This is a genomic window from Lutibacter sp. A80 (assembly GCF_022429645.1).
Lineage (GTDB): Bacteria > Bacteroidota > Bacteroidia > Flavobacteriales > Flavobacteriaceae > Lutibacter.
Genome location: NZ_CP092480.1, coordinates 1,774,598 through 1,798,880 on the forward strand (window position 1 = coordinate 1,774,598; position 24,283 = coordinate 1,798,880).

Annotated in this window: 14 protein-coding genes; 1 reads left to right on the forward strand and 13 read right to left on the reverse strand. The window is 28.7% G+C overall.

Annotation, left to right across the window (positions count from 1 at the left end; all coding sequences use genetic code 11):
• Positions 1-380: 380 nt before the first annotated feature.
• From MHL31_RS07605 to MHL31_RS07640, 8 genes are all read right to left on the reverse strand, one after another.
• Entirely contained in the window at positions 381-1,919 is a 1,539-nt protein-coding gene (locus tag MHL31_RS07605; RefSeq protein WP_240228572.1) for a glycoside hydrolase, read from the reverse strand.
• An 86-nt stretch (positions 1,920-2,005) separates the two neighbouring features.
• The gene (locus tag MHL31_RS07610) at positions 2,006-3,640 is read right to left on the reverse strand and encodes a glycoside hydrolase family 172 protein (protein ID WP_240228574.1); all 1,635 of its coding nucleotides are present in this window, start codon (positions 3,638-3,640) and stop codon (positions 2,006-2,008) included.
• Between the two features lie 55 nt (positions 3,641-3,695).
• On the reverse strand, positions 3,696-5,129 hold the full coding sequence (locus MHL31_RS07615) for a sulfatase (protein ID WP_240228575.1): 1,434 nt from the start codon (positions 5,127-5,129) through the stop codon (positions 3,696-3,698).
• Between the two features lie 86 nt (positions 5,130-5,215).
• Entirely contained in the window at positions 5,216-6,664 is a 1,449-nt protein-coding gene (locus tag MHL31_RS07620; protein ID WP_240228577.1) for an arylsulfatase, read from the reverse strand.
• Between the two features lie 42 nt (positions 6,665-6,706).
• The gene (locus tag MHL31_RS07625; RefSeq protein WP_240228579.1) at positions 6,707-8,179 is read right to left on the reverse strand and encodes a sulfatase-like hydrolase/transferase; all 1,473 of its coding nucleotides are present in this window, start codon (positions 8,177-8,179) and stop codon (positions 6,707-6,709) included.
• Between the two features lie 53 nt (positions 8,180-8,232).
• A complete protein-coding gene (locus MHL31_RS07630; protein WP_240228581.1) occupies positions 8,233-9,831 on the reverse strand; it encodes an arylsulfatase in 1,599 nt (532 codons plus the stop codon).
• A gap of 11 nt (positions 9,832-9,842) precedes the next feature.
• Positions 9,843-11,711 carry a sulfatase gene (locus MHL31_RS07635; RefSeq protein ID WP_240228583.1) on the reverse strand — a complete coding sequence of 623 codons (1,869 nt, stop codon included), beginning with the start codon at positions 11,709-11,711 and terminating at the stop codon, positions 9,843-9,845.
• Between the two features lie 112 nt (positions 11,712-11,823).
• Entirely contained in the window at positions 11,824-15,024 is a 3,201-nt protein-coding gene (locus MHL31_RS07640; protein WP_240228585.1) for a glycoside hydrolase family 2 TIM barrel-domain containing protein, read from the reverse strand.
• A 355-nt stretch (positions 15,025-15,379) separates the two neighbouring features.
• On the opposite strand from MHL31_RS07640, the gene MHL31_RS07645 reads away from it, so the two are divergent.
• Positions 15,380-19,468 (forward strand): hybrid sensor histidine kinase/response regulator transcription factor, encoded by a 4,089-nt coding sequence (locus tag MHL31_RS07645; RefSeq protein ID WP_240228587.1) that lies wholly within the window; start codon positions 15,380-15,382, stop codon positions 19,466-19,468.
• A 93-nt stretch (positions 19,469-19,561) separates the two neighbouring features.
• On the opposite strand, the gene MHL31_RS07650 is transcribed toward MHL31_RS07645, so the two are convergent.
• From MHL31_RS07650 to MHL31_RS07670, 5 genes are all read right to left on the reverse strand, one after another.
• Positions 19,562-19,852 carry a hypothetical protein gene (locus MHL31_RS07650; RefSeq protein ID WP_240228589.1) on the reverse strand — a complete coding sequence of 97 codons (291 nt, stop codon included), beginning with the start codon at positions 19,850-19,852 and terminating at the stop codon, positions 19,562-19,564.
• A 260-nt stretch (positions 19,853-20,112) separates the two neighbouring features.
• Complete coding sequence (locus tag MHL31_RS07655; protein ID WP_240228591.1) at positions 20,113-20,979, reverse strand: pseudouridine synthase; 867 nt, start codon at positions 20,977-20,979, stop codon at positions 20,113-20,115.
• Between the two features lie 135 nt (positions 20,980-21,114).
• Entirely contained in the window at positions 21,115-22,050 is a 936-nt protein-coding gene (locus MHL31_RS07660; protein WP_240228592.1) for a geranylgeranylglycerol-phosphate geranylgeranyltransferase, read from the reverse strand.
• 61 nt (positions 22,051-22,111) lie between these two features.
• Entirely contained in the window at positions 22,112-23,038 is a 927-nt protein-coding gene (locus tag MHL31_RS07665; protein WP_240228593.1) for a mevalonate kinase, read from the reverse strand.
• 101 nt (positions 23,039-23,139) lie between these two features.
• A complete protein-coding gene (locus MHL31_RS07670) occupies positions 23,140-24,231 on the reverse strand; it encodes a diphosphomevalonate/mevalonate 3,5-bisphosphate decarboxylase family protein (protein WP_240228594.1) in 1,092 nt (363 codons plus the stop codon).
• Between the last annotated feature and the right edge of the window lie 52 nt (positions 24,232-24,283).

A 24,283-nucleotide genomic window follows, 5' to 3' on the forward strand; every position in this document is an offset into this window, starting at 1 on the left:
CTATAAGATAAATAAAAAGCAAGGTTCTCTTTTTTGGGGTAAATTTGTTGCAAATAGCAATAAATAACAGGTATTTAACCGCTTGCAACAATTTAACTCCTATTAAAACAAACTAACACCTATAATCAGATACTCAAAAAAAAATAAAAATTAAATATGCTATTTAATATTAGATTTAACATTCAATAAAAAGCTTAGAAAAAGGTTTTAAACCGATAGAGATAAAAACCGATATAAATAATTAGTGCATTCCCAAAACTTATACAAAAAAAACCTTCTATTTTTAAAATTAAATATTACTATTTAAAAGTAATATGAAATAATTAACAATAGAAGATTCAATTAAAATTGAAATATGTATTATTTTTTATTATAAAAAACTATTCTTCATAAATTATAGTATTTATAGATGCTCCTAAAATTATAAGTGGCTTATTATTCTTTATTTCAACATTTTTTAAGTTTAAAGATTTATTTGTTGTGTACATTTTTTTTGCTTTAAATGCTGAAGTACCATCAATTAACATATCTAAATGTACAGCATTTTTTTGTTGATTAACAACTACAACAACAATACTATTATCACTATTTTTATATGCTGAAACTAATAAACCATTTTTTAAATTTTCTATAGAGTTTATATCTTTATAGTCTACTTTAATTCTTTTAGCCTCAGGTCTAATAAATCGCGCATAATTACCCAATGCCCACAATAATTTAGAGTCTACAAACTCTCCATCATCAGTTGCTTTATCAACATAAATTAAACCATCTTTATAATTATAAGCACTTAAAGCAATCCACCAATGCCAAGCACTTGCGTTTGATATTGTTAAATCTGAATGAATGACCCTTGAAACATACAATGCCGTATTCATCCCTAAATCTTTACCTTTTCCTTTAATTTCTTCATTATTTTCCAAAACACAGTATTCAGTCATCCAATATTCTAGGTTTGGATATTCTCCTAACTTTTGAGCAATTTTTTCACGTTCTTTTTTCAGTTTTGAAATTTTCCAAGTAGTAAAGTAACTATGTCCTGCAAATTTTGATACTACCGAATTTAAGTCTCCTATATAATTACTGCTTTCGGTATTAAAAAACTCTTCTACTTGATTACTTCTATTATTAAACTTAGTTTTTTCGGAAGTTAAATAACCAATAGAACCTGCTTCTGAGATTTCTAATTTTGTTTTTAAATTTTCCTCATTAAAAACTTTATCAATAGCCTTTGTTGCTAATGCTAGTTCATTGTTATTCCAAGGAGAACCCTCTTGACTTCCTTTTATCCACTCCCATTGCGGCTCGTTAAAAGGACTTATATAAGTTAATTCAATATTTAAATTACGCTTAAAGTTCTTTACAACTTCAGCCAAAAAAACAGCATAAGAATTATAATTCTCTTCCGCAAGGTTTGATGAATTTGCATTAGATGGGTACGCTTTATTATTTTTAGTTAATTGTACTGGAGGGCTATTTACAAATCCAACAAAATCTTTTACACCTCGTTGCTTTGCAGCTAACAAAAACCATTGTTGACCACTTTGGCTTTTCCAATTATAACTAAGGTCGTCTTGTAAAAAACCTTCTGCTCTTCTCCAAGAATCTTTAATACCGCTTAATGCACCTTGTTCTGCACTTCCTGCCCCAATATTAAACCGCCAAGCCGACAAGCCAATTCCCTTTGGAGACCCTGTTGAGTCGTACTCTAAACCGAATAATAAGTCGGCAATTGCATCCTTTTTTTCTAAAGGCCAATTACCTACAAACTGGGTTGTCCAGGCATCTGAAGCACCAAAATTATGAATAGTTTGATATTCAACTTCAGGAGTAATTATAACTTTTAAACTATCTTTTTGTTGACCAAAAGAAAATTGAAAAATTAAACCGATAATAATGTATTTTAGTTTTGTTTTCATTTGATTACTTTAATAAGTTGTTTTAATCTATATATTTTAAGGCGAGCGTATTCTTAATTTAATGCACTTTTAAATTTAAAAAATAATTAATCTATACTTTCTAATTTTGGCACATTCAACGCTTCAATTGCATTTGGTGTTCTATTTGAAGTTACATCCTCAAAACCATACCACATAAGTCCAACACCATATCCCATTTCACAATCTGTCCAGCTCCAAACTTCCATATCAAAATGAAACGAAGAAGAAAAAGGCATTACATCTAGAGCTCTAGTTCTAACTTCTGTGCTAAAACCTTTTGTATTTCGCTCATCAGTAACTTTTCTATTTAATTTATTATAAACGTTACTTTGTGGTTGTGCATGAAAAGGATGTTCATAAAAATCAGTACTTCTACCTCCCCAAGAATACCCATAATAATCTTCTGTACCGGTTCCAAAAATGGATGGAAAATCTTCTCCATCTACCCAAATTTTTTCATCTCCTTCTCCCCACCATTTTTCAACAGGATTCATTACTGTTAATGCATCTCCAATATAAACTCCACGACCTTTAAGGGATATATAATTCCAATCTGAATATGGCCTTGTAGCTATAGGATATTGACCACGCCATGCTGCGTTAAAATACATGCTTCGTTCATCCCATTTATAATCTCCTACTATTGTATTTAATTGAATATCAATTGCAACTTCACTTAAATTTTCTATAGTTATACTTGCCGTTTTTTGATAAGGCATTACCCATTTGGTAGTCATTGTTCCATCTTCAGAAACCATATTATGCCAACCTTGATAAGGATTTAAGCCTACACCTGTGCCAAAAAAATCTCCAATAGGACACCATACTTTTTCTTTCCCATCAAAACTCATTTTAACAATGGTAGATCTCATTAGATCATCTTTAGTATAATCGTTTAATTTAAGCGCAAACATTTTAACTGCTGCTGATCCTTTTGGTAATTCTATTGTTTTTTCTCCAAATACAGGTATTTTTAGATTTAAATTAACCGATTGACCATCTATAAAATTTACTGGATTTAACAATTTATCACCTACTTGTGCTGCTAGATTTTTATTGTTATTAAAATCTTCTAATGAAAACGTTTTGATGTTTGTTTCTTCAGGATATTCTCGATAAGTAAACTGATAAAAGAATGGACGACCAGTTGTAGTTATTTTACAACTTTTAGCATATGCTATTGGAAAAAATGAAACTGCAGAGCGTAACGATTTGTGTGCAAACGGATACGGAAATAAACCTTCTCCATTTAACAATTGCAACATATTGCCTTCTAAAACCGGGTCTTTACTTCCATCTAAATATATTTTAATTTGAATATCAGTATCTGTTTTATTAGGATTTAAAAAAGGCATCCAAGTTCTAACAATTACGCCAGGACCTTTATGATTCATTAATACCCACTCTTTTTGCTGATTATTTTCTTCTATACGAACAAAATTATGGTCTTTATCATTACTATTAAAATCGTGATTTATAAACCAACCATCGGTATCTAAACTATCTACTGACGCTCTATTATAGCTACTCGCTTGCTTTAACCTAAAATCTACTTTTGGATAACGTGACTGCTCAGCTCTATCAACCATTTCTTTTAACAACATTTCTGTAGTAATTACTTCTTGTGAATTATTACACGAAACTAAAATTATTAACACCACAATACTTATTAACGGTATCTCTTTAAATAACTTAGTCATATTTTTGGTTGATTTTTCAAGTACTAGCATTCTACAATTACATATTCACCGTAATTTATAAATCACTTTTTTTCTTTTTTTGAACAAAATTAGGATCGTAATCTAAATTTAATTCTGTAGGTATTGGAGCATTAGTATTGTTTCTCCAATTATCTAATTTTTCTAAAAGTTCTCTCGCTTTTTCTGGGTTTGTGTTAATAAGGTTTGTACGTTCTCCAATATCTGTAGATAAGTTGTATAATTCTAAAGCATCATCTTCAAAATATTGATGCAACTTCCAATTACCTTCAATAATTACTGATCCAGGACGGGTTCTAAAAAGTGGATCACGAGCGTCATCTTTTTCCTTATTATAAGACTGCAAATAAATTGGAAAGTGGTAATACAATGCTCTTTCCTCAATTGATTCTCCTTTTAAAACTGGTAAAATTGATGTACCGTCTAAAATTTTATTTGGTAATTCAACACCAACAACATCCATAAAAGTTGGATAAAAATCAAGATTACTAATTGGGGTGTTTGAAACTGAATTTGGTTGTACAACTCCATTCCAGCTAATAATATATGGCACTCTAATACCTCCTTCATAATAAGAACCTTTTCCTGCTCTTAATGGATCTTGAGAAGAAACAGCTCTAATTCCTCCATTATCTGAGGTAAATACTATAAGTGTGTTTTTTAAATCTAGCTTCTCTAGAGTATTTAATAAAATACCTATATTTTTATCTACTGTTTCTATCATTCCAGCATAAACAGCTTTATTTTGAAGTTTATTACCTCCTTTATCTGTATATTTTTTTTCTAATAATGAAGTTGTAGATAAAGGCGTATGAACTGCATAAAAAGGAAGGTATACAAAAAATGGTTTTTCCTTATTATTTTCGATAAACTTAATAGCTTCTGAAGTAAGTCTATCCGTTAAATTTTCATTTGGTGTATTATCTTCAATATTTTTAATATTATATGGACTAAAATAACCATCAGATCCAGGGTTTCCATTAAGAGCACCACCTACATTTACATCAAACCCCTGTGTTGTAGGGTCTTCTCCTAAATGCCATTTACCAAAAGTTCCTGTAATATAGCCTGCTTTTTTAAACATTTCTGCCATTGTAAACACACTATCATTCAATATTTCAGTATTTTTTATTGGTATTAATTTACGTGTTTTTTTATTTCCTCTATCTGAATTACTAACAGTATAAATTCCGTGTCGTGGTGTATTTTGCCCACTTATTAAACAAGCTCTACTTGGAGCACAATTTGAGGCAGAAGCATAACCATTGGTAAACATCATACCCATTTCAGCTAGTTTAGAAATGTTTGGAGTTTCGTAAAATGAACTACCATAAGTTTCTGTATCCATCCAACCTAAATCATCTACATTTATATAAATAATATTAGGTTTTTGGGTAGTTTCATCTTGTTTTTTAGTAGTGCAAGAAAAAGAAAAGACAATCAGCAATACTATAATAAATAAGTTTTTCATAAGAAATTCAATATAAATTTATAAAACCTAAAACATTTTAAAACAAACCATAATTTGTTCAAATATTTGGATTACAACAAATACAATTAGTTTTTAACTTGTTTTTGTTTATTCATTTTTTCTAATACTCTTTTGTGATACTCTAATGGAAAGTTATCATTTTCCGTTCTAGCTTCCTTCATTAAATTAGCCATATCTTCTGCAATTTCAGGATTCATTTTTGCAACATTATGTTCTTCACCAACATCATTAGACAAATTATAAAGCTCTATGGATTTCTCAAGATATTTAACAGCTTTCCAATCTCCTTTTCTTATTGCTTGAATAGGACCTTTTCCCTCGTTAAATTCCCAATATAAATAATCGTGTTTCTTTTGTTTTTCTCCTAATAAAGTTGGTAAATATGAAATACCATCTATGGTAGCATCACTTGGTTTTATACCAGCAATGTCACAAACAGTTGGTAAAAAATCCCAAAAAGCGGAAATATGTGTTGTTTTTGAATTTGGCTGAATTGTTCCTGGCCAACGCACCATAAATGGAATTCTAATTCCGCCTTCGTACAAATCACGTTTTTTACCTTTAAAATCTCCATTACTATTAAAGAAATTTTTATCGAACTCGTGACCATTATCACTTGTAAATACTACAATTGTATTTTCATCTATATCTAAGGCTTCTAACAACTTCAGTAAATCACCAATATCACCGTCCATACGAGAAACCATACCTGCATAAGTAGCATGTCCATCCTTATCATGCTGATAACCTTTATTTGGTTTCACCTTTAATTCACGTTCTTCCCAATTTAATTTTTTATAAGGCGTTTTCGAATTTTCTGGAACTGTAAGTTCGTAATGTGGAATTGTAAAAGCTAAGTATAAAAAGAAAGGTTGTTCTTTACTTTCTTTAATAAAATCTTTGGCTTTTTTCACAAATGAATCGTGCGAAAAAGTCCCTTTCTTCTCCATAACAATGTTACCTGTTTCAAAAGGCTTATTATTTTCCCATAACACATCAGGATAATAATGATGAGCTTCTCCATGATTTCTGTAACCATAAAAATAATCAAAGCCTTGATTTAAAGGTAAATTTGCATCATCACCACCTTCAGATAGCCCCCATTTACCAATAATTCCTGTTTTATATCCCGCTCTTTTTAATTCTTCGGCAACAGTAACATCTTCAACTAATAAATTAACAGCTTTTCCTGTTGAAGTCCAATTTGGATTTCCTCTCACTGTATTATGTCCCATATGTTTCCCTACCAATAAAGAAGCCCTAGAAGGCATGCATACAGTAGAACCAGCATAATGTTGCGTAAACAACATTCCTTCTGAAGCCATTTTATCAATATTTGGTGTCTTAATTTTCATCTGTCCGTTTACACCTACATCTCCATAGCCTAAATCATCAGCCATTATATAAATTATATTAGGCTTTTTTGAATTATTTATAGTTGAATTTTGAGCTGTAATTTTTACACAACTGGAAATAATAAACAATACTGTTATTACAATTATTTTGAATTTCATAAAGTTAAATTTTATATGTTAAAATGAATATCCTTACTCAAATTAAAATAAGGATTCATATACTTTTGATAAGTCTAAAGGATCATCCAGTTCTTTTTGAAGTTGAATTAAATCTTTAAATAAACTTTTAATTTTTTCTTGATGTATTGGATTGTCAGCTATATCATTCAATTCTTCTGGATCATTTTTTAAATCGTAAAGACGCACTTTATTAATTTCAGGATATACTAATAATTTAAAATTATCTTTTCTAATCATTCTTTGCGCTTTTAAATAAGCGCCATAAATAGCATCGTAATGACTTTCATTTCTTTCTGCTTTTGCTAAATCTAAAAAGCTATTAAACTCAACATAAGCAGGTTTTTCAATCCCTGAAAGTTCTAAAGAAGTTGCCATAATATCTTGTAAATACACATCGGCATCAATTTTTCTATTTTTTGGAATGTCTGGTCCTAAAATAATCATTGGTGGACGAATACTATGATCGTATAAATTTTGTTTTCCCATAAATCCATGGCGTCCCATTGCCAATCCGTGATCTGCTGAAAAAATAATATAGGTATTATCCATTTTACCCGATTTTTTTAATGCTTCTACAATTTTTCCTATTTGAGCATCAACATGAGTAATACTTGCATAATACTCTTGCGTATGGACTTTAATTGCATATTCTGTTCTTGGCATTGGAGCCAACATTTCATCTCTTAAATAATCTCCATTTTTAATTGAATTTCTGTAAGGATATTCAGGTAAAAAACTTTTTGGTGTAGAAATATTTTCTAGCGGATACATATCCACAAACTCTTTTGGTGCTTGTCTAGGATCGTGTGGAGCATTAAATGCTAAATACATAAAGAAAGGTGTTTCTTTGGTTTTAGCTTGATTTATAAATTCAATGGCATCGTCTTTTAAAACCTCGCTCCAATGTTTTCCACCTTCCCAAAAACCTCCTTTTGAGGTATCATAAGGACTCCAAGAATTATCGTTTTCATTTAATGGTCTATTATATCCGTTAGGTAAAGGCGCATCAAAATTTTTACGCCCTTTCCAAGCATCTTTAGGCATTCCCGGACGTATGTGAACAGTATTATCAAATATTGCAGCTGCAGGAGCATCAACATGCCATTTTCCTGTCATATAGGTTTCATAACCTTGAGAAGCCATTAATTTTGACCAAGAAAGTTCTAAAGAATCTTTTTTAATCCAATTTTTACGGAATTTATTGGCTCTCCAAACAGTTCGTCCAGTATTCATCATTGCACGTGATGCAGCACATACAGCACCGCTCCATGAGCCCATATTATACGCATGTGTAAATGTTGTACCAGCTTCCACAAAAGAATCCATTGTAGGGGTAATAATTTCTTTATTACCTAGCGCATGAACCGCTGAATAACTTTGATCATCTGTAAAAATAAAAACAATATTTGGTTGTTTTTTTTCAGGTGTTTTATTTTTAGATTTTGTACAACTTAACAGTACAATTGCTAGTATAAATAAAAATATATTTTTCATTTTAATTGTTTAAAATTTATACACATGTGTTTTTTCCTTAATGATTATATCAGTTATTTAATTCTTATTTCACTGTTTTTTGAAGAATAAAGTCCATTGTTAAAATCTCCATCACAAGCTTTTAATAATTTTTCTTTAAGTTCCTTTAATTTGTCTGGATATTGTTTAGACAACTCATTTTCTTCTCTATAATCATCTGGTAAATAATAAATTTCAAACACATTTTTATTTAAAATAGTACGTATTTTCCATCCGTCATTTGTAATTAAAGTTGGTCCAGAATATGATGAATAAACAACATATTCATGTGTTTTTGTTTCACCTCCAAAAAGTTCATTATAATAAGAAATCCCATCAGTATTTACTGGTTTATTAAACCCTGTAATTTCAGCTATTGTAGCTAACATATCATAATTTGCAATCAATCTATCACTTGTAGTACCTGGTTTAATTTTATTTGGCCAATTAAAAATTAAAGGAGTAGTAATACCGCCTTGTAAATTACTTCTTTTCATCCCTGCTTGTCCATCATTACCATCAAAAACATCTCCAGCTAAATCACTGTAATATTTACGTTCTAAATTATCGAAACGTTGTCCTGTTTTTATATTGGTATATGGCTTTAAAACACGTCCTTCTTGTCCATAATAAATTTCGTGCCCATTATCAGATGCAAAAATTACAATTGTATTTTCAGCAATCCCTTCATCTTTTAATTTTTGCATAATTTGTCCAACATTATCGTCTAACATTTTAACCATTGATGCATATTCTTTTTCAATTGGTGTTAGTCTATCATCGTTTATAAAATCTGCATGTACTTCTGGAATTGAAACAGGTCCGTGCGGTAATTGGGTTGGAAAGTATAAAAAGAAAGGAGCATCTTTATTTTCAGTTATAAAATTAAACGCTTTTTCCATAAATAAATTCTGAGAATATACCTTTTTCCCAGTCATATCATGTCTTTCTTTATAAGCTTCTGGCGTTTCAGGTTCTTTAGATTTACCTGAATTTGGTAGTAAATTCCCTGCTATATTAACCTGTTTTCCATTTTCAAATAAATATGGCGGATAAAAACCATGTGCTCTTGCATGGTCTAAATAACCGTAATAATAGTCCCATCCGTGACGTTTCATTTGTGCGTCGGTAGCTGAAAAACCCCATTCTAATTTACCAATTTGCCCTGTTTTATAGCCCGCTTCTTGTGCTACTGTTCCTAAAAAAACTTCATCTTCACCAATAGGTTTTAAAACACTATTAATAGATTCTTCAATTTCACTAAGTGTAGCTGTTTTTGCACTTATTTTTTTATACAAACCACCAGAAATTATATCAAATTTGTTTGCGTGACTGTCATGAAGACCTGTTATTAAAGATGCTCTGGATGGTGCACATAACATATTTGTATAGGCGTTGCTAAAACTAATACCTTCTTTTGCTAATTTATCAATGTTTGGAGTGGTTATAATCTCTTGCCCATTTTTACTTAGCAAGCCCTTTCCTAAATCATCAGCTAAAATTAAAATAATATTTGGCTTTTCATTTAAATTTGTTTCAACAGATTGAGCCTCTTTTGAATTAATAGCTGTTTTCTTCTCATCACAAGCTGTAATTGCCAAAAGCAGTAATAGCATTAAATACGTTTTCTTCATTATAAATTGAATTATTTATTTGACAAGTATTCTATTCTATTTTTTATGTCTTGATTTCTTGTTATTTTTTTTGAAAGTAATTCAAAATTATAATTCTCTTTATAGCCAAACTCATTATCTGTTAATAAAACCATTGAATTTAAAATTAATAATGCTTCTGCTGTATCGTTAGATTTATAAAGAACTTGAGCAATTTTACCCAATGTATTTTCATTTAAAAATAACCCCATATACTCTAAAGCTCTCACTTTATTAATTGGCTCTACATCACTGTTTGCAATTTCTTTTAATTTTGATGTAAATTCGTTTGCTTTTTCTCCAAAATTGCTACAAACAATAATTCCCCAATAACGTTCCCAAGGGTCTTTTGAATTTAAGGCTTCATTAATTTGTTGTTTAACAGCATCGAAATCTAATAAGCTTAAATCTGCTATTTGCATATATTTTGAAATAGCTTCTTTATGCTCTTGACCAAATTTAATAGGATTATCAAATGCATTATTTATTAAAAAATGCTCTGGATAAAATGATAAATCTGGCATTTTTAAAAGGTGCTTATTTAAGTTATTTCTTAATTGAAGCAAAACTGTTTCGAACTCTTTATTTTCTGCTAAATTATTAGTTTCATAAGGATCACTTTCAACATTAAAAAGCATTTCTGTTTTTTTAGGCTTAAAAAATGCTGCTTGTACATCGTTTAATTCACCTTCCTTATACAATTTAGCCCATTCTTTGTAAGCCAATTGCTTGTAACGATAATTATTCATTAAACCATCGTAGTTAAATGGCTGGTAATTTCTTATATATTTATATTTACCTTTTCTAATAGCTCGAACCATATCGTACTTTTCGTCAAATCTATCTGCATAACTAAATGTTTCGTCTCTATTATTAATTTCTTCTGCCGTTATATTTTCTCCTAAAAATGGTTTACCATCCAATGCTTCAGGAATTTCAACTCCAGCTAAATTTAGTACTGTTGGAGCTAAATCTACAAAACTTACAAAGCCTTCAACTTCACTTCCTAATTTATTATTAACTAAGTTTTTATAATTTTCAGGAACATGAACCAACATTGGAACATGTAAACCTGTTTCGTATAAATAACCTTTACTTCCAGGCAATACACCTCCGTGGTCTCCATAATAAAAGATAAAAGTAGAATCGTATAAACCATCTTCTTTTAATTGGTTTATTACTTCGCCCATACGAGTATCCATTTCAACAATTTTATCTCTATACAAGGCATTTGTATATTTAAACAATTCTGTATTTGGATGGTTTGGTTGAATTTTAAATGACTCTAAGCTTGTAGTTGTTTTTTTATTTTCAAATGTTTCTTTATTAAAATGAAGACTTCCTTCATGAGTAATTCCACTGTTATATACATGGAAAAATGGTTGTCCTTCTTCTCTATTTCTCCAACTTGCTTTTTTTGAAGAATCGTCCCAAACATTATTCGATTTAATAATATTATAATCTTCTTTACTATTATTTGTAGTATAATAACCTGCTTTTTTTAAATATGCAGGAAACATTTTCACTTCTTGAGGCATTGAAACTTTTTCAATTTTTCTATGATAGTGAGATGCTAAATGAGGTCCATATAAACCCGAAATTATTGTAGATCGTGCAGCACTACATACTGCTGCATTGGAAAAAGCATGTGTATAAACCAATCCTTCAGCTGCTAAATTTTCAAGATTTGGAGTTTCAACACCATTCTCATTAAACATTTTAAGATAATGCATTGAATTATCTTCCGATACTAACCAAACAATATTTGGTGGTGGTAAGTTCACTTGTTCTTGTTTACATGAAAAAAATAGTACAAGCATAAATAGTACTATTGGATAATTTAAATACTGTTTTAGTTTCATTATAGTATGGAGTTTAATTTTTACGATTTACAATTTATTAAAAAAAATTCTCTGCCAATTAATTGACAGAGAATTTACAATAAAACTTAACCTAACTTCATTATCAAAATAATTATTTTAAAGGAGTTATTTTGTAAGAATAATTTAAATTTTCAGCTTTTACTCTAAATTGTTCATGAGCACGAGCTTTTAAACTCCAACTATTATCTCCTCCTATTCCCGTTTGCATATAATCTATATTTATATTTACAAAATCTCTCTTTTTAATATCTGTTGTATGTCTTTGTTGCTTTGTTTTACCTGCATCAAAATCACTATTATATTGATGATGTGCACTAAAACTTATTAATGAACTTCCTTCAATTTTCAATCCTTTTCCTGCTGCATTAACAAACTCTATATAACGTACATCTGTTCTATATCCATTTTCTTGTGGTCTAATATAAGGGAAGTATAATTCTTCAACTGAGGCTTTATACAGTCCAACTAAAGCAGCGGTATTTCTATCGTTATAATTTTCGTGTGGCCCTCTTCCAAACCAAGTAACTGATTGGTATTGGTTATTTATAATAAAATTATTTCCAAATCTTGGTAAAATTGGCAGTTCTGAACTAATATTTTTCAACTGGTTATTTACTGAAATTTCACCTTGCCCATTTACTGTATAACTTACAACAATTTGTCCCTTAACTGAAGGTAAACTATATGTTGTTTCAATTTTAACATTATTATTTACGGTTAAAGCTTTAGATAAATCTAATTCTTCTCCATTACTTGACAAACTAACTTTTGTTAACATTTGTGTGTCAGTCGCTTCTTTCCATACACCTAAAAGTTCAGGTGATTTTGCTCCAAAATCATTATCAGTAGTTGCTCTCCAAAAGTTAGGAGTTACACCTTTAACCAATAAGTTTCCATTTCCATAATCTAAAGCATCTAATAAACCTGTTTTTGTATTAAATTTAACTTCAAAATTAGCATTTGAAAGAGTTGTAATATTATCTGTAGTACTAATAGAAATTTCACTGTTTATTGTACTTTCTGAAGCAGTTAATTTATTCGCTGTTAATTGAAATTGTTCAAAAGCAACAACATGTCCTACAGGCATTAAATCTGTTTCATTTTTATTTAAAGCATAAACATTTAGGTGATACTCTGCTGATGCATTATTTAACTTTGGTATGTTAATTTTAACTGTTTTCGTTTCATAAGAATCGATATCTAACGTTGGTATTTTTCCTTCAGATATTTCAACTCCATTTTCTAAAAGTTTCCACGTAAAATCAAACTCGTTTAAATTGGTGAAATCATAAATATTTTTAATTGAAATTTCTCCATTACTTAAATTAACTGGTTTAAACTTTATGTATTGATATACTTTCTTCACCTCATATAAAGCAGGGTGAGCAGTTCTATCTGGATTTACAATTCCATTTAAACAGAAGTTTTGATCGTTATATAAATCGTGACCTCCTAAATCTCCTCCATAAGCCCAAAACTCTTCTCCTTCTTCATTTTTAGTTAAAATTCCTTGATCTACCCAATCCCAGATAAATCCACCTTGCATAATATCGTACTTTTCAATAACGTCCCAATATTGTTGTAAATTTCCAACACTATTCCCCATTGCATGTGCATATTCACATTGAATTAATGGGCGTGTAGGGTTATTTTCTGCGTATTTTATCATTCTATCTATTGTCCAATACATTGGAGCTTGAATATCGGTATTACTGTATTGTGTAGCTCCTTCATATTGTGTTGGTCTAGTAGTATCTTGTTCTTTTAACCAATTATAAGTTGCAACAAAATTGTCTCCATTACCAGCTTCATTACCTAAAGACCAAGTTACAATTGAAGGGTAGTTTTTATCACGTTCAAACATTCTAATTGTTCTATCCAAGTGCATAGCTTTCCATTGTGGTAAGTATGCTGGGTGAACAGCTTGAGCTTTTTTATTGTTATCTAAACCTTGATTTGTAGTTCCCATTCCGTGAGTTTCAATATTAACCTCATCAACTACATAAAAACCATACTTATCGCACAATCTGTAAAAGTGTGGATTTTTAGGATAATGACTACAACGAATTGCATTCAGGTTATTTTGTTTCATCACCTCTAAATCTAGCATTGTTAATTCTTCTGAAATTACATGCCCTTCTGTTTCACTATGATCGTGAAGATTTGCTCCTTTTAATAAAACAGCTTTTCCATTAACTAAAAACTGATTGTTTTTAATTTCAATATTTCTAAACCCAACTTTTATTGCTGTAGATTCGCCGTTTACAGTTAGTAAAAGCGTGTATAAGTTAGGTGTTTCAGCATTCCAAGTTTTTACATTAGGAATATTTTTATTAAAGTTTACAGTAGTTCTTCCCTTTGCTAAATCAACTTTTTTAGTTGCTGAATAAACTTCATTATCCCCATCAAACAATTGAACTTTAACTTCTTTTTCAACATTTTTCTTAGAGTTATTATCAACTTCTAAATCTACTTTAAATACACCTTCTGTATAATTATTTGTTAAATCTGAAGTTACTCTAAAATCGCGTAATGTAACTTTATTAGTTGCATATACATAAACATCTCTTTCAATACCTGTCAATCTCCAAAAATCTTGATCTTCCATATAACTAGCATCTGACCAACGTAATACTTGAACTGCTAAGCTATTTTTACCTTTTTTAACAACATCTGTAATTTTAAACTCTGCTGCTGTTTTACTACCTTCGTTATAACCAATTTTTTCTCCATTTACCCAAATATACATTGCACCACTTACACCTTCAAAATGTAAGTAAATATCTTTTCCATCCCAATCATCTGAAATTTCAAAATCTCTTTTATAACTTCCTACATTATTAGTATTATGAGGAATAAAAGGTGGATTTGCTGGAAACATATATGTTCTATTGGTATATATTGGTATTCCAAAACCTTTCATCTCCCAGTTTGATGGTACTTCAATTTTATCCCATCCTTCTAGGCTAAAATTGTCTTTATAAAATCCTGTAGGTCTTGCTTGTACACTATCTGCATAATAGAAATTCCAAGTTCCATTTAAAGATTGGTATAATGAAGAATTTTGCCAACTATCATTCTCAAAAGCCTCTGTTGGTTCATTATATTTATAAAATGATGCTGTTGGTTCTTCTCTATTAATTTGAAATATCTCTGGATTTTCCCATTCTGGGTTTTCCCATTCTGGATTCTCCCAATTATTAGCAACATTATTATTACTTGGATTTAAAACTACCTTATTACATGATATTAAAGTAGTTATTACAATTAGTGTGACTAAATACTTACTCATTTTATGTTTTTTATGCATTATTAAAATCTATTTTTTTGCTGTGATATTAATTTACTACAGTAATTTCAATACCATATTAACTATATATTATTCTATTTTTTTATACTCAAACGAATATACAACAGTTACTTAAAAAAAAATTACCAAATATAGTCTACGAATGTTGCACGAGTAATAAACCTCAGTAAAAACGGCTATATGCAACATAAGTACGAGGTATTTTAGACATTTACACCTCCTATGCTTGTTAAAAATGATGTAAAATAGGTAAACATTGTGTAAATTGCCAAAAATCTCATAACATTAGTTATGTTACATTTTGAATCCACTCTATACATTTATAATAAAGTAGATTATGCTAAGAAAATACTTAATAAAATTCATCTTACTATTTAGTACTATTGTACTATACTCACAAACTAACTCTGTAAATTTCCATAAGTTAGACATTCATGGAGTGCTTTTTAACAAAAGAGTTAATACCTTATTTGTAGATAGTTTTGGATATTTATGGATTGGAAGTAATTCTGGATTATATAAATACGACGGGCATAATATTACCGAATATCAATATGATGCTTTCACCCCACATTCGCTTCCTAATAATAATATCAATTCCATTTTTGAAGATGACTATAACAACTTATGGATAGGTAGTGAAAGTTACCTTATTTGCTTCAATAGAAAAGAAAATAAGTTTAAAGGATACTTAAAAAACAAGACTTCAATTGTAAAAAATAAAACAAAGTCTGGAGATATATGGGTAAAGTTAGAAAACTATGGATTATTAAAAGTTGAAACGAATAAAGATGTTAACAGCATAGAATTAGATTCTGAATTTAGCACCCAAATAATTAAAAATATTTATAAGATTGAAAAACAAAACCTATCATTAATTGAAGATAATTTTGGAAGAAATTGGCTTGGGACAGAAGAAGGTATTTTAAAACTAAATGAAAAAGGAGAAATTACACCAACAACATTTAATAAAAAGGTTTTAAACATGGAACTTTTAGGTAATAATCAAATTATTGTCTTAACTCCAAGTGATATCTATATTTTAGGATATAACAAATCTGACAGTAAATTAGAGGTACTTGAAAATTACACTAATTTATTAACCAATTTTGATCCAAACACAACTTTAAGCACAATTGCAATTAACACTAAAAGTGATGAATTATGGATAGGTACAACATCTGGATTAATAAAAGGTAATAGAAAAAATAATAAATACGAATTTTCTCATTATTTAAACGAATCTAACTCAGACAATTTATTAAACAACACCATTACTTCAACAATATTTGACACTTACGGAAATCTGTGGATTGGTTCTTTTAAAGGTGTTAATAAATATTTAGGAAGAACTCCTCTTTTTGAATTTCATGAACTCTCTACAAACAATAACTTAACCAATTGTTTAGACAATCAAAAATCAAACAAATTATTAGTTGGTTTAAATAATGGATTATTTACTTTTAATAAAACAACTAAAACTGCTTTAAAAATTAATAACACCATAGAAACAGCTTCTGTTGTAACAAAAAACTTCGAAAAAACAGAGCTTATTATTGCTGACAATAATAATATTTATAATTCAAAAAATTACAACCCTAACCAACCCAAAAACTTTGAATTAATAAAAGTTAAAACCTATCAAAATCCAATAAAAGACATTGTACCCATAAACAAAAATGAAATGTGGGTAGGTATTTGGGGAGAAGGTGTAGATATAATAAACAGTGAAAACACACTATCGGAGTTCAAAAAAAAGATTATAGAAGAATTAAAAGGCAATCATACCTCAACAATTTTATTAACTACAGGTAATCAATTATTTATAGGAACAAGAGGTGAAGGTTTATACATCATAGATTTAATAAAAGAAAACTACAAACACTATTTACCAACACTTGCTAATGGTTTAACCTCAAATGCTATTTTAAGCCTTTACGAAGATAAAAGTGGAAAAATATGGATAGGAACAAGAGGTGGTGGTATAAATGTATATGACATAGAATCGAAAAAATTCAAAAATTTCAGAAAAACAACCACTAACAATCCAAAAGTAGTTACTGCCATAGAAGAAGACTTTAATGGCAATATTTGGATGAGTACACAAGACGGTATTGCTATGCTAAATTTAACAACTGAAAGGTTTATGTCTTTTGGTGTAGAAGATGGTATAAATGAAAATCAGTTTGTTTTTAATTCTAGTACTTCAGATGAGCAAAAAAAGATTTTATATTTTGGTTGTGCCGACGGTTTTTATAGCGTGTATCCAGATCAACTAATTCCTCAAAACATAGTACCTAATACAGTTATAACCAATTTTTCTACACTTGGAGAAGTATATGAAAACAATTCAGCTAATGCTTTAAGTCCTGTAAATAATATTAACATTTACGCTAAAGAACCTATTGTTTTACCTTACAATCAAAATAACATATATGTTAACTTTTCATCTTTAGATCTTACAGCACCTAATAAGAACCTGTACGCCTATAAACTAGACGGTTTAAATGATTATTGGGTTTATACAGATGCTTCTAATAGAAGCGCTAACTATAACGACTTAGCGCCTGGAACTTACACCTTTAAAGCTAAAAGTTCCAATAGCGATGGAATATGGAATGAAACACCTTCTGAAATAACCTTTACAATAAAACCTCCTATTTGGAAAAGCAATTGGGCTATTTTTGGCTACATTTTAATTTCAATTTTAATAATTTACATCAATATTATTTTAATTAAAAGATGGTATTTATTAAAGAAAAATTTGGTAAAAGAAACAATTAGTCGAGAAAAAGATAATGAACACAATAGGATGAAAATGATTTTCTTCACTGATATTTCTCACGAATTAAGAACTCCTTTATCTCTAATACTGGGAACCATTGAAAAAGTTGTAAAAGAAAAGAAATTTACTTTAAGTCCTTTAACAAGTCAACGTATTTATAATAATACACTAAGAATGAATCGACTTATTAACCAAATAATGGATATAAGAAAGTTTGATGAAGGTAAATTTAAATTGAAAATTTCTAAAAATGATATTGTAAGAGATATAAATACCATTAAAAATGCTTTTAATGATTTTGCTAAAATTTACAGTATAAAATATGAATTTATAACAGAAGACAAAGAAATTAAAGCTTGGTATGACGTTGATCTTTTAGAAAAAATATTATTTAACCTATTATCAAATGCCTTTAAATTCACAAAAGAACATGGTGAAATTACCGTTAAATTAGAACAAATTAAACCTAAAAATTTAAAAATCAACACTCATATTTTAGAAGGCAAATTCATTAAATGTAGTGTAAGAGACAACGGAGTAGGAATTCCAAAAAATGATTTAGAAAATATATTTAATCGCTACTACCAAGCAACACAATCTCAAAGAAACCAAATTCCAGGAACTGGTATTGGAATGGAACTTGTTTCTAAATTAATAGAAAGACACCATGGTACTATTACCGTAGAAAGTGAAGAAAATGTATTTACAGAATTTACTTTTTACCTTCCAATAGCTAAAAACAAATACAATAAAAACGAACGATTAGAAACCGGAACCCCACTAAAAAGAAATTTTATTAAAAACAATGAATTTCAAATAATTGAAGAAGTTTCCTCTAAGTTTAAAGAGAATGAAATAAAAAAAGAAAAATCTAAAAAGCCTAAAATTCTTATAGTTGAAGACAATGATGATTTAAGACAAATGATTAAATCTGAGTTAAGCCCTACATTTAATGTAGTTGAAGCTTCAAATGGTCAAATAGGATACGAAGTAGCTTTAAAAGAAAAACCTGAGCTTATAATTAGTGATATTTTAATGCCAATACAAGATGGAGTGTCAATGCTTAAACAAATTAAGAAAAATGATGAACTCAGCAATATTCCAATATTTATGTTGACAGCGAAAAACTCAAATGAAACTAAAATTGATTGTTTAAGTTTAGGGGCCAATGATTATATTGAAAAACCTTTTAGCCTTGAGTTTTTACAATGGAAAATAAAAAATACACTTACAACAAGACAAGAGCTTAAAGAAAAATATAGTAAACTAATAACTACAGCTCCTACTGATATTCAAATAGATTCTAATGATGAAAAATTTATTAAAAAACTCATCAAAATAATTGAAGAAAATATGAGTAGTAACATATTAAATGTAGAGTTTTTAGCTTCTGAAATAGGTATGAGTAGAGCTAATCTTTACAGAAAAGTTCAGGTTATTTTAAATGATACACCCGTAAACTTTATAAAAACTATTAAATTAAAAAGAGCTGCACAATTATTAAAGAAAAATAAAATTTACATTTCTGAAATTGCCTATATGACAGGCTTTAATAATCAAAAATATTTTAGCAAATGTTTTAGCAAAGAGTATGGTATAAGTCCAACAGAGTACATAAAAAAACATGCTAAAGAGGAATAATAAAATGTAGCAAAACATAAATTATATACTATTTTCAAAATAAAGTTTCTGTTTATTTTGAAAATAGTATTTTAAATTAAAAAAAAGACTTTTTTAATCTTCATTTAAAGCATCCTCATCAACTGCAACATCAATTTCTAGATCATCGCTAATTATTGGATCTTCATCTTCTTCGTAATTCTCCATAGTGTCTGCTAGTTGCTCACTAATTTTCACTAAATAAACAGTGTCTTCTGTTCTCACCTCTACAGCATCTACATATTGTCCTTTTGGATTAGTAAAATGCACAATATCCCGTATACCATAACCATCAGGGAATTTTTCCACCAATAAATTAAGAATTTCAGGTGTTAATTTTTTAAAATCTACTATTATTCTCTTCAAAATAAATTAGTTAAAGTTATATATTAAACATTAGAATTAACATTAAATTTTCTTTTTCATGTTCTTCAAATATAAAAAAATAATTGAACGAAATATAAACAGTAGGTAAAAAAATAATATTATTAATTAAGTATAATTAGTAATAAATAAAGTGAAGTTTTCTCAAGAAAATATTTTAATTAGGCATAAAAAAGCAGGCTGCTAAAAATCGTAATTTTTATAACAGCCTGCTGCTTTTTAAACTTAGTTTGTATATACTTTTAAAGCATTTTTAAGTTATTAACTTCCATTTCTGTTAAATGCCTCCAATGCCCTCTTGGTAGATCTTTTTTTGTTAAACCAGCAAAAATAACTCTATCTAGTTTTACTACTTTATAATTAAAATGTTCAAAAATTCTACGGACAATTCTATTTCTTCCTGAATGGATTTTAACTCCAACCTCACTTTTTGGCTGATTTAAAATATAAGAAACTTCATCAACAATTACTCTTTTTTCATCTAAAATAAAACCTTCAGCAATTTTGTTTAAATCTGCATTGGTTAATTTTTTATCTAACGAAGCATGGTAGATTTTTTGAATATTATGTTTTGGGTGTGTTAATTTTTTAGCCAACTCACCGTCATTGGTAAACAATAAAAGCCCTGTAGTATTTCTATCCAATCTTCCTACTGGGTAAATTCGTTCTTTTGATGCATTTCCTACCAATTCCATAACCGTTTTTCTACCCCTATCATCTTCCATTGTGGTAATAAAATTTTTCGGTTTATTTAATAGTACATAGCGTTTTTTTTCAGGGCTAATTAAAGATCCATCAAACCGAACTTCATCGCTTAATTTAACTTTATAACCCATTTCCGTTATTACTTTTCCATTTACCATTGCACTACCTGCAGCAATAAAAACATCGGCTTCTCTTCTAGAGCAAACACCAGAATTAGCAATATATTTATTTAAACGTATACCATCAACTTCGGCATTACTTGTAGTTTGTTTTGATGGAGCTTTTGAAGGAGTAACTCTTGCTTTTGAAAATTTCTTTTTATTATCAAACTTTCTTGTAAAAGTACTTTGAGGTTTCTTTTTTCCTTGTTGTCGTCCTCGCGACGAGTTTTTATTTGAATTCATTAGTATTGTATTATTATTTTTTGCAAAAGTACGGTTAATCCTTTAATAATCTAATAAATAGTTATCTATAATTAATAAAGCATAAAATTTAAAGAATTCATAAATATTAGAAATCAAAAAATTTAGAACAAACTATTAATTAGGTAAAATACGCTCAATTAAAACTGAAGTATCTATTAAAGCCAGACTAAAAACACCTGCAAAAATAAGTAGTTTTAATAACCAGTGAAGTAATACATAGTTTCTTTTACTTTTGCTAAACCACAAAAACAATAAAAAAATTATTAATGTAAAAATACTAGCATAAAAGTAATACCGCATACCTCCAATTTCTGGGTATTTCAATAAAAAATAAATTGGATTTAAAGTTAACAAGACCAAAAGCGATATTAATAATTTTGTAAAATATTCTCCGTATTTAACCGCAATAGTTTGGTAATTTTTTACAAAATCTCCTTTTAACCGTTCTAAATCTTTTACTAGTTCTCTAACTAATAAAATAAAGAATAAAAATGCTGCATGCGTAAAAATGATTTCAGAAAAATTTTTATAGTACACAAAAACTGCAAAAAAGGGCAATAACGATAATACTGCAGGAGCAAACAAACCAGTTAACGGGTATTTTTTAAGCTTATGTGAATAGAACCAAATTGCAAAAATATATACTGAAAAAAACAATGCTGCTCTCCAAGAGACTAACAATCCAAAAACAAAACCTAAAAAATTAAGTACAAAATAGATAGGCAGTTTAATCTTTTGATCTACAATAGCATCTATCTTAGTTTTTAAAGGCTTATTTATTTTATCGGTTTCAAAATCATAAAAATTATTGATAATATATCCTGCAGCAATAACACATACTGTAGCCAACACTATAAAATACAAATTAATATCTAACAGTATATTTTTGAGTGTTTTTTCTGGTGCAAATATAAAAATGGAGGCTAAATATTGTGCAATAACAATTAATAAAATATTATAACCTCTAACCACAGAAAATAAGCTCAACATTTTAATATAAAATGGAGCGTTCTTTTTAGTGTTATTTTTAGAAATTTCGAGTAAATCCATATGAAATTAATCAACTAAAATTGAAAGAAAAAAAGGTCTGTTATTTTTTAAAATTTAGTGTTTAAAACCTATAAACTAGTTCTAGCTTATAATCTTTTAAAATAGTTTTAGTTTTACTAAAATCTTCAGTAAAGCCTAAAATATAACCACCACCACCTGAACCACAAAGTTTCAAATAATAATCGTTAGATTCAATTCCTTTTTGCCAAATGGTATGAAAACGTTTAGGAATCATTGGTTTAAAATTATCAAGTACTATTTTAGACAAGTTTTTAACATTTCCAAATAGCGATTTTATATTTCCATGTAAAAAATCGTTGATGCAGGCATCGGTACATTTTGCAAAATCTTCATCAATCATTTTTCTAAAACCTTCGTTTTTCATTTTATTCATAAAAATGTTAACCATAGGTTCTGTTTCTCCAATAATTTCAGAATCTAATAAAAACACGGCACCTTTCCCCTCTTTTTGAGATGGAATACCTGTAGCCTCTAAATTATCTTTTGAATTTATTAAAATTGGTAAACTTAAATAAGAATTTAAAGGGTCTAAACCTGAACTTTTACCGTGAAAAAAAGATTCCATTAGAGAAAATATATCTTTTAACTTTAATAATTTATCTCTAGTTAAATTTTCTAAAACCGTAATTTTATCATCTGCATATTTATCGTATATAGATGCTACTAAAGCTCCTGAACTTCCCACTCCATAACCCTGAGGAATACTAGAATCAAAGTACATTCCCTGTTCAATATCTTGCCTAAATTCATCTAAATTAAAATGCACTAATTTAGTATCTAAATTAGCTAAGTACTTATAAAACTTTAAAAGATTTTTATTAGAACTTTTAGTTTTAGCTGTAAATTTTTCCGACTTTTTTAAGGCGCCTTGATAACTATTATATGGAATAGCCAAACCTTTGGAATCTTTAATAATTCCATACTCTCCAAAAAGTAAAATTTTTGCGTAAAAAAGTGGTCCTTTCATATTTTATTAAAAATTAATAAAGCTTTATAATTATTATAACAAAGCTAAAACTTTTTTATTTAGTGATATGTTATTTTTTAATTTAATAATTATTTATGCATTTACAATTCTTTTGCACCTAACCCAATTCTATCGCAAATATAATGCTTTTCTTGACAATATTGAATTAACTCACTTATTATAAAATTGTTAACGATTTCTTTTTCATTTTCTGGAAACAAAACATGAACATTTGCACCAGCATCTAACGTAAAACAAATATTACTATTTGTTGCTGCTCTAAATTCCCAAATTTTATTAATTATTTTTAAGGTATTTGGTTTCATTAAAAGAAAATAAGGCTTGCTAGTCATCATCATTGCATGTAAACTTAAAGCTTCACTTTCTACAATAGCAATAAATTCTTTTAAATTTCCATTTTTAAGTACTTCAGCTATTTTTGAAATATTTTCATTTGCTTGTAAAAAACGTTGTTTTGCAAACGGGTGCTTGTGCATTAGTTTATGTCCAACTGTACTTGAAACTTGCTTTTCACCTTCATCAACCAACAAAATAGTATCGTGGTAATTTTTAAAATTTTCATGTATTTTATAAGGAAATTTAACACCAAATAAATTTGAACTACCTACTATTTCTGAATGATTTCCCCAAACAATTAGCGCTCCTTCAATACTTCTACAAGCACTTCCAGACCCTAAGCGTGCCAAAAAAGACGCTTTTTTATAAAAATAATCGCTTGTAATTTCTGGATTTAACTTTTTCTCAATACTCATAACGCATAACGCTAAAGCACTCATACCACTTGCAGAAGAAGCAATTCCACTACTGTGCGGAAAAGAATTTCTAGATTTAATTACAAATTCATATTCCTTCAAAAAAGGAACATAGTGTTCTATCCGTTTAAAAAAGGTTTCAATTTTTGGTTTAAATTCATCTTTTTTTTCACCTTCAAAAAAAACTTCAAAATTAAACCCACTTTCCTCATGCTCTTTAAGTTTATACTCTAAAGTAGTTAAGGTAAAACAGGCATCTAAGGTAAAACTTATAGATGCATTTTCTGGAATTTGAGGCTCTTGCTTTCCCCAATATTTTACCAAAGCAATATTACTTGGTGTTCTCCAAGTAAAGCTTCCTTCTATATTTTTATCAAAATTATTATTTTGTAAAATAAATTTTTCTTCAATCAAATTCATAATTTCAACAAAGATACTGTTTAATATTTAGTTAAAAAAGTAAAACAAAACT

Bases quoted from the DNA above. Each gene is read 5' to 3' on its own strand.
- MHL31_RS07605 (WP_240228572.1), bottom strand. From the start codon at position 1,919: ATGAAAACAAAACTAAAATACATTATTATCGGTTTAATTTTTCAATTT.
- MHL31_RS07610 (WP_240228574.1), bottom strand. From the start codon at position 3,640: ATGACTAAGTTATTTAAAGAGATACCGTTAATAAGTATTGTGGTGTTA.
- MHL31_RS07615 (WP_240228575.1), bottom strand. From the start codon at position 5,129: ATGAAAAACTTATTTATTATAGTATTGCTGATTGTCTTTTCTTTTTCT.
- MHL31_RS07620 (WP_240228577.1), bottom strand. From the start codon at position 6,664: ATGAAATTCAAAATAATTGTAATAACAGTATTGTTTATTATTTCCAGT.
- MHL31_RS07625 (WP_240228579.1), bottom strand. From the start codon at position 8,179: ATGAAAAATATATTTTTATTTATACTAGCAATTGTACTGTTAAGTTGT.
- MHL31_RS07630 (WP_240228581.1), bottom strand. From the start codon at position 9,831: ATGAAGAAAACGTATTTAATGCTATTACTGCTTTTGGCAATTACAGCT.
- MHL31_RS07635 (WP_240228583.1), bottom strand. From the start codon at position 11,711: ATGAAACTAAAACAGTATTTAAATTATCCAATAGTACTATTTATGCTT.
- MHL31_RS07640 (WP_240228585.1), bottom strand. From the start codon at position 15,024: ATGAGTAAGTATTTAGTCACACTAATTGTAATAACTACTTTAATATCA.
- MHL31_RS07645 (WP_240228587.1), top strand. From the start codon at position 15,380: ATGCTAAGAAAATACTTAATAAAATTCATCTTACTATTTAGTACTATT.
- MHL31_RS07655 (WP_240228591.1), bottom strand. From the start codon at position 20,979: ATGAATTCAAATAAAAACTCGTCGCGAGGACGACAACAAGGAAAAAAG.
- MHL31_RS07660 (WP_240228592.1), bottom strand. From the start codon at position 22,050: ATGGATTTACTCGAAATTTCTAAAAATAACACTAAAAAGAACGCTCCA.
- MHL31_RS07665 (WP_240228593.1), bottom strand. From the start codon at position 23,038: ATGAAAGGACCACTTTTTTACGCAAAAATTTTACTTTTTGGAGAGTAT.
- MHL31_RS07670 (WP_240228594.1), bottom strand. From the start codon at position 24,231: ATGAATTTGATTGAAGAAAAATTTATTTTACAAAATAATAATTTTGAT.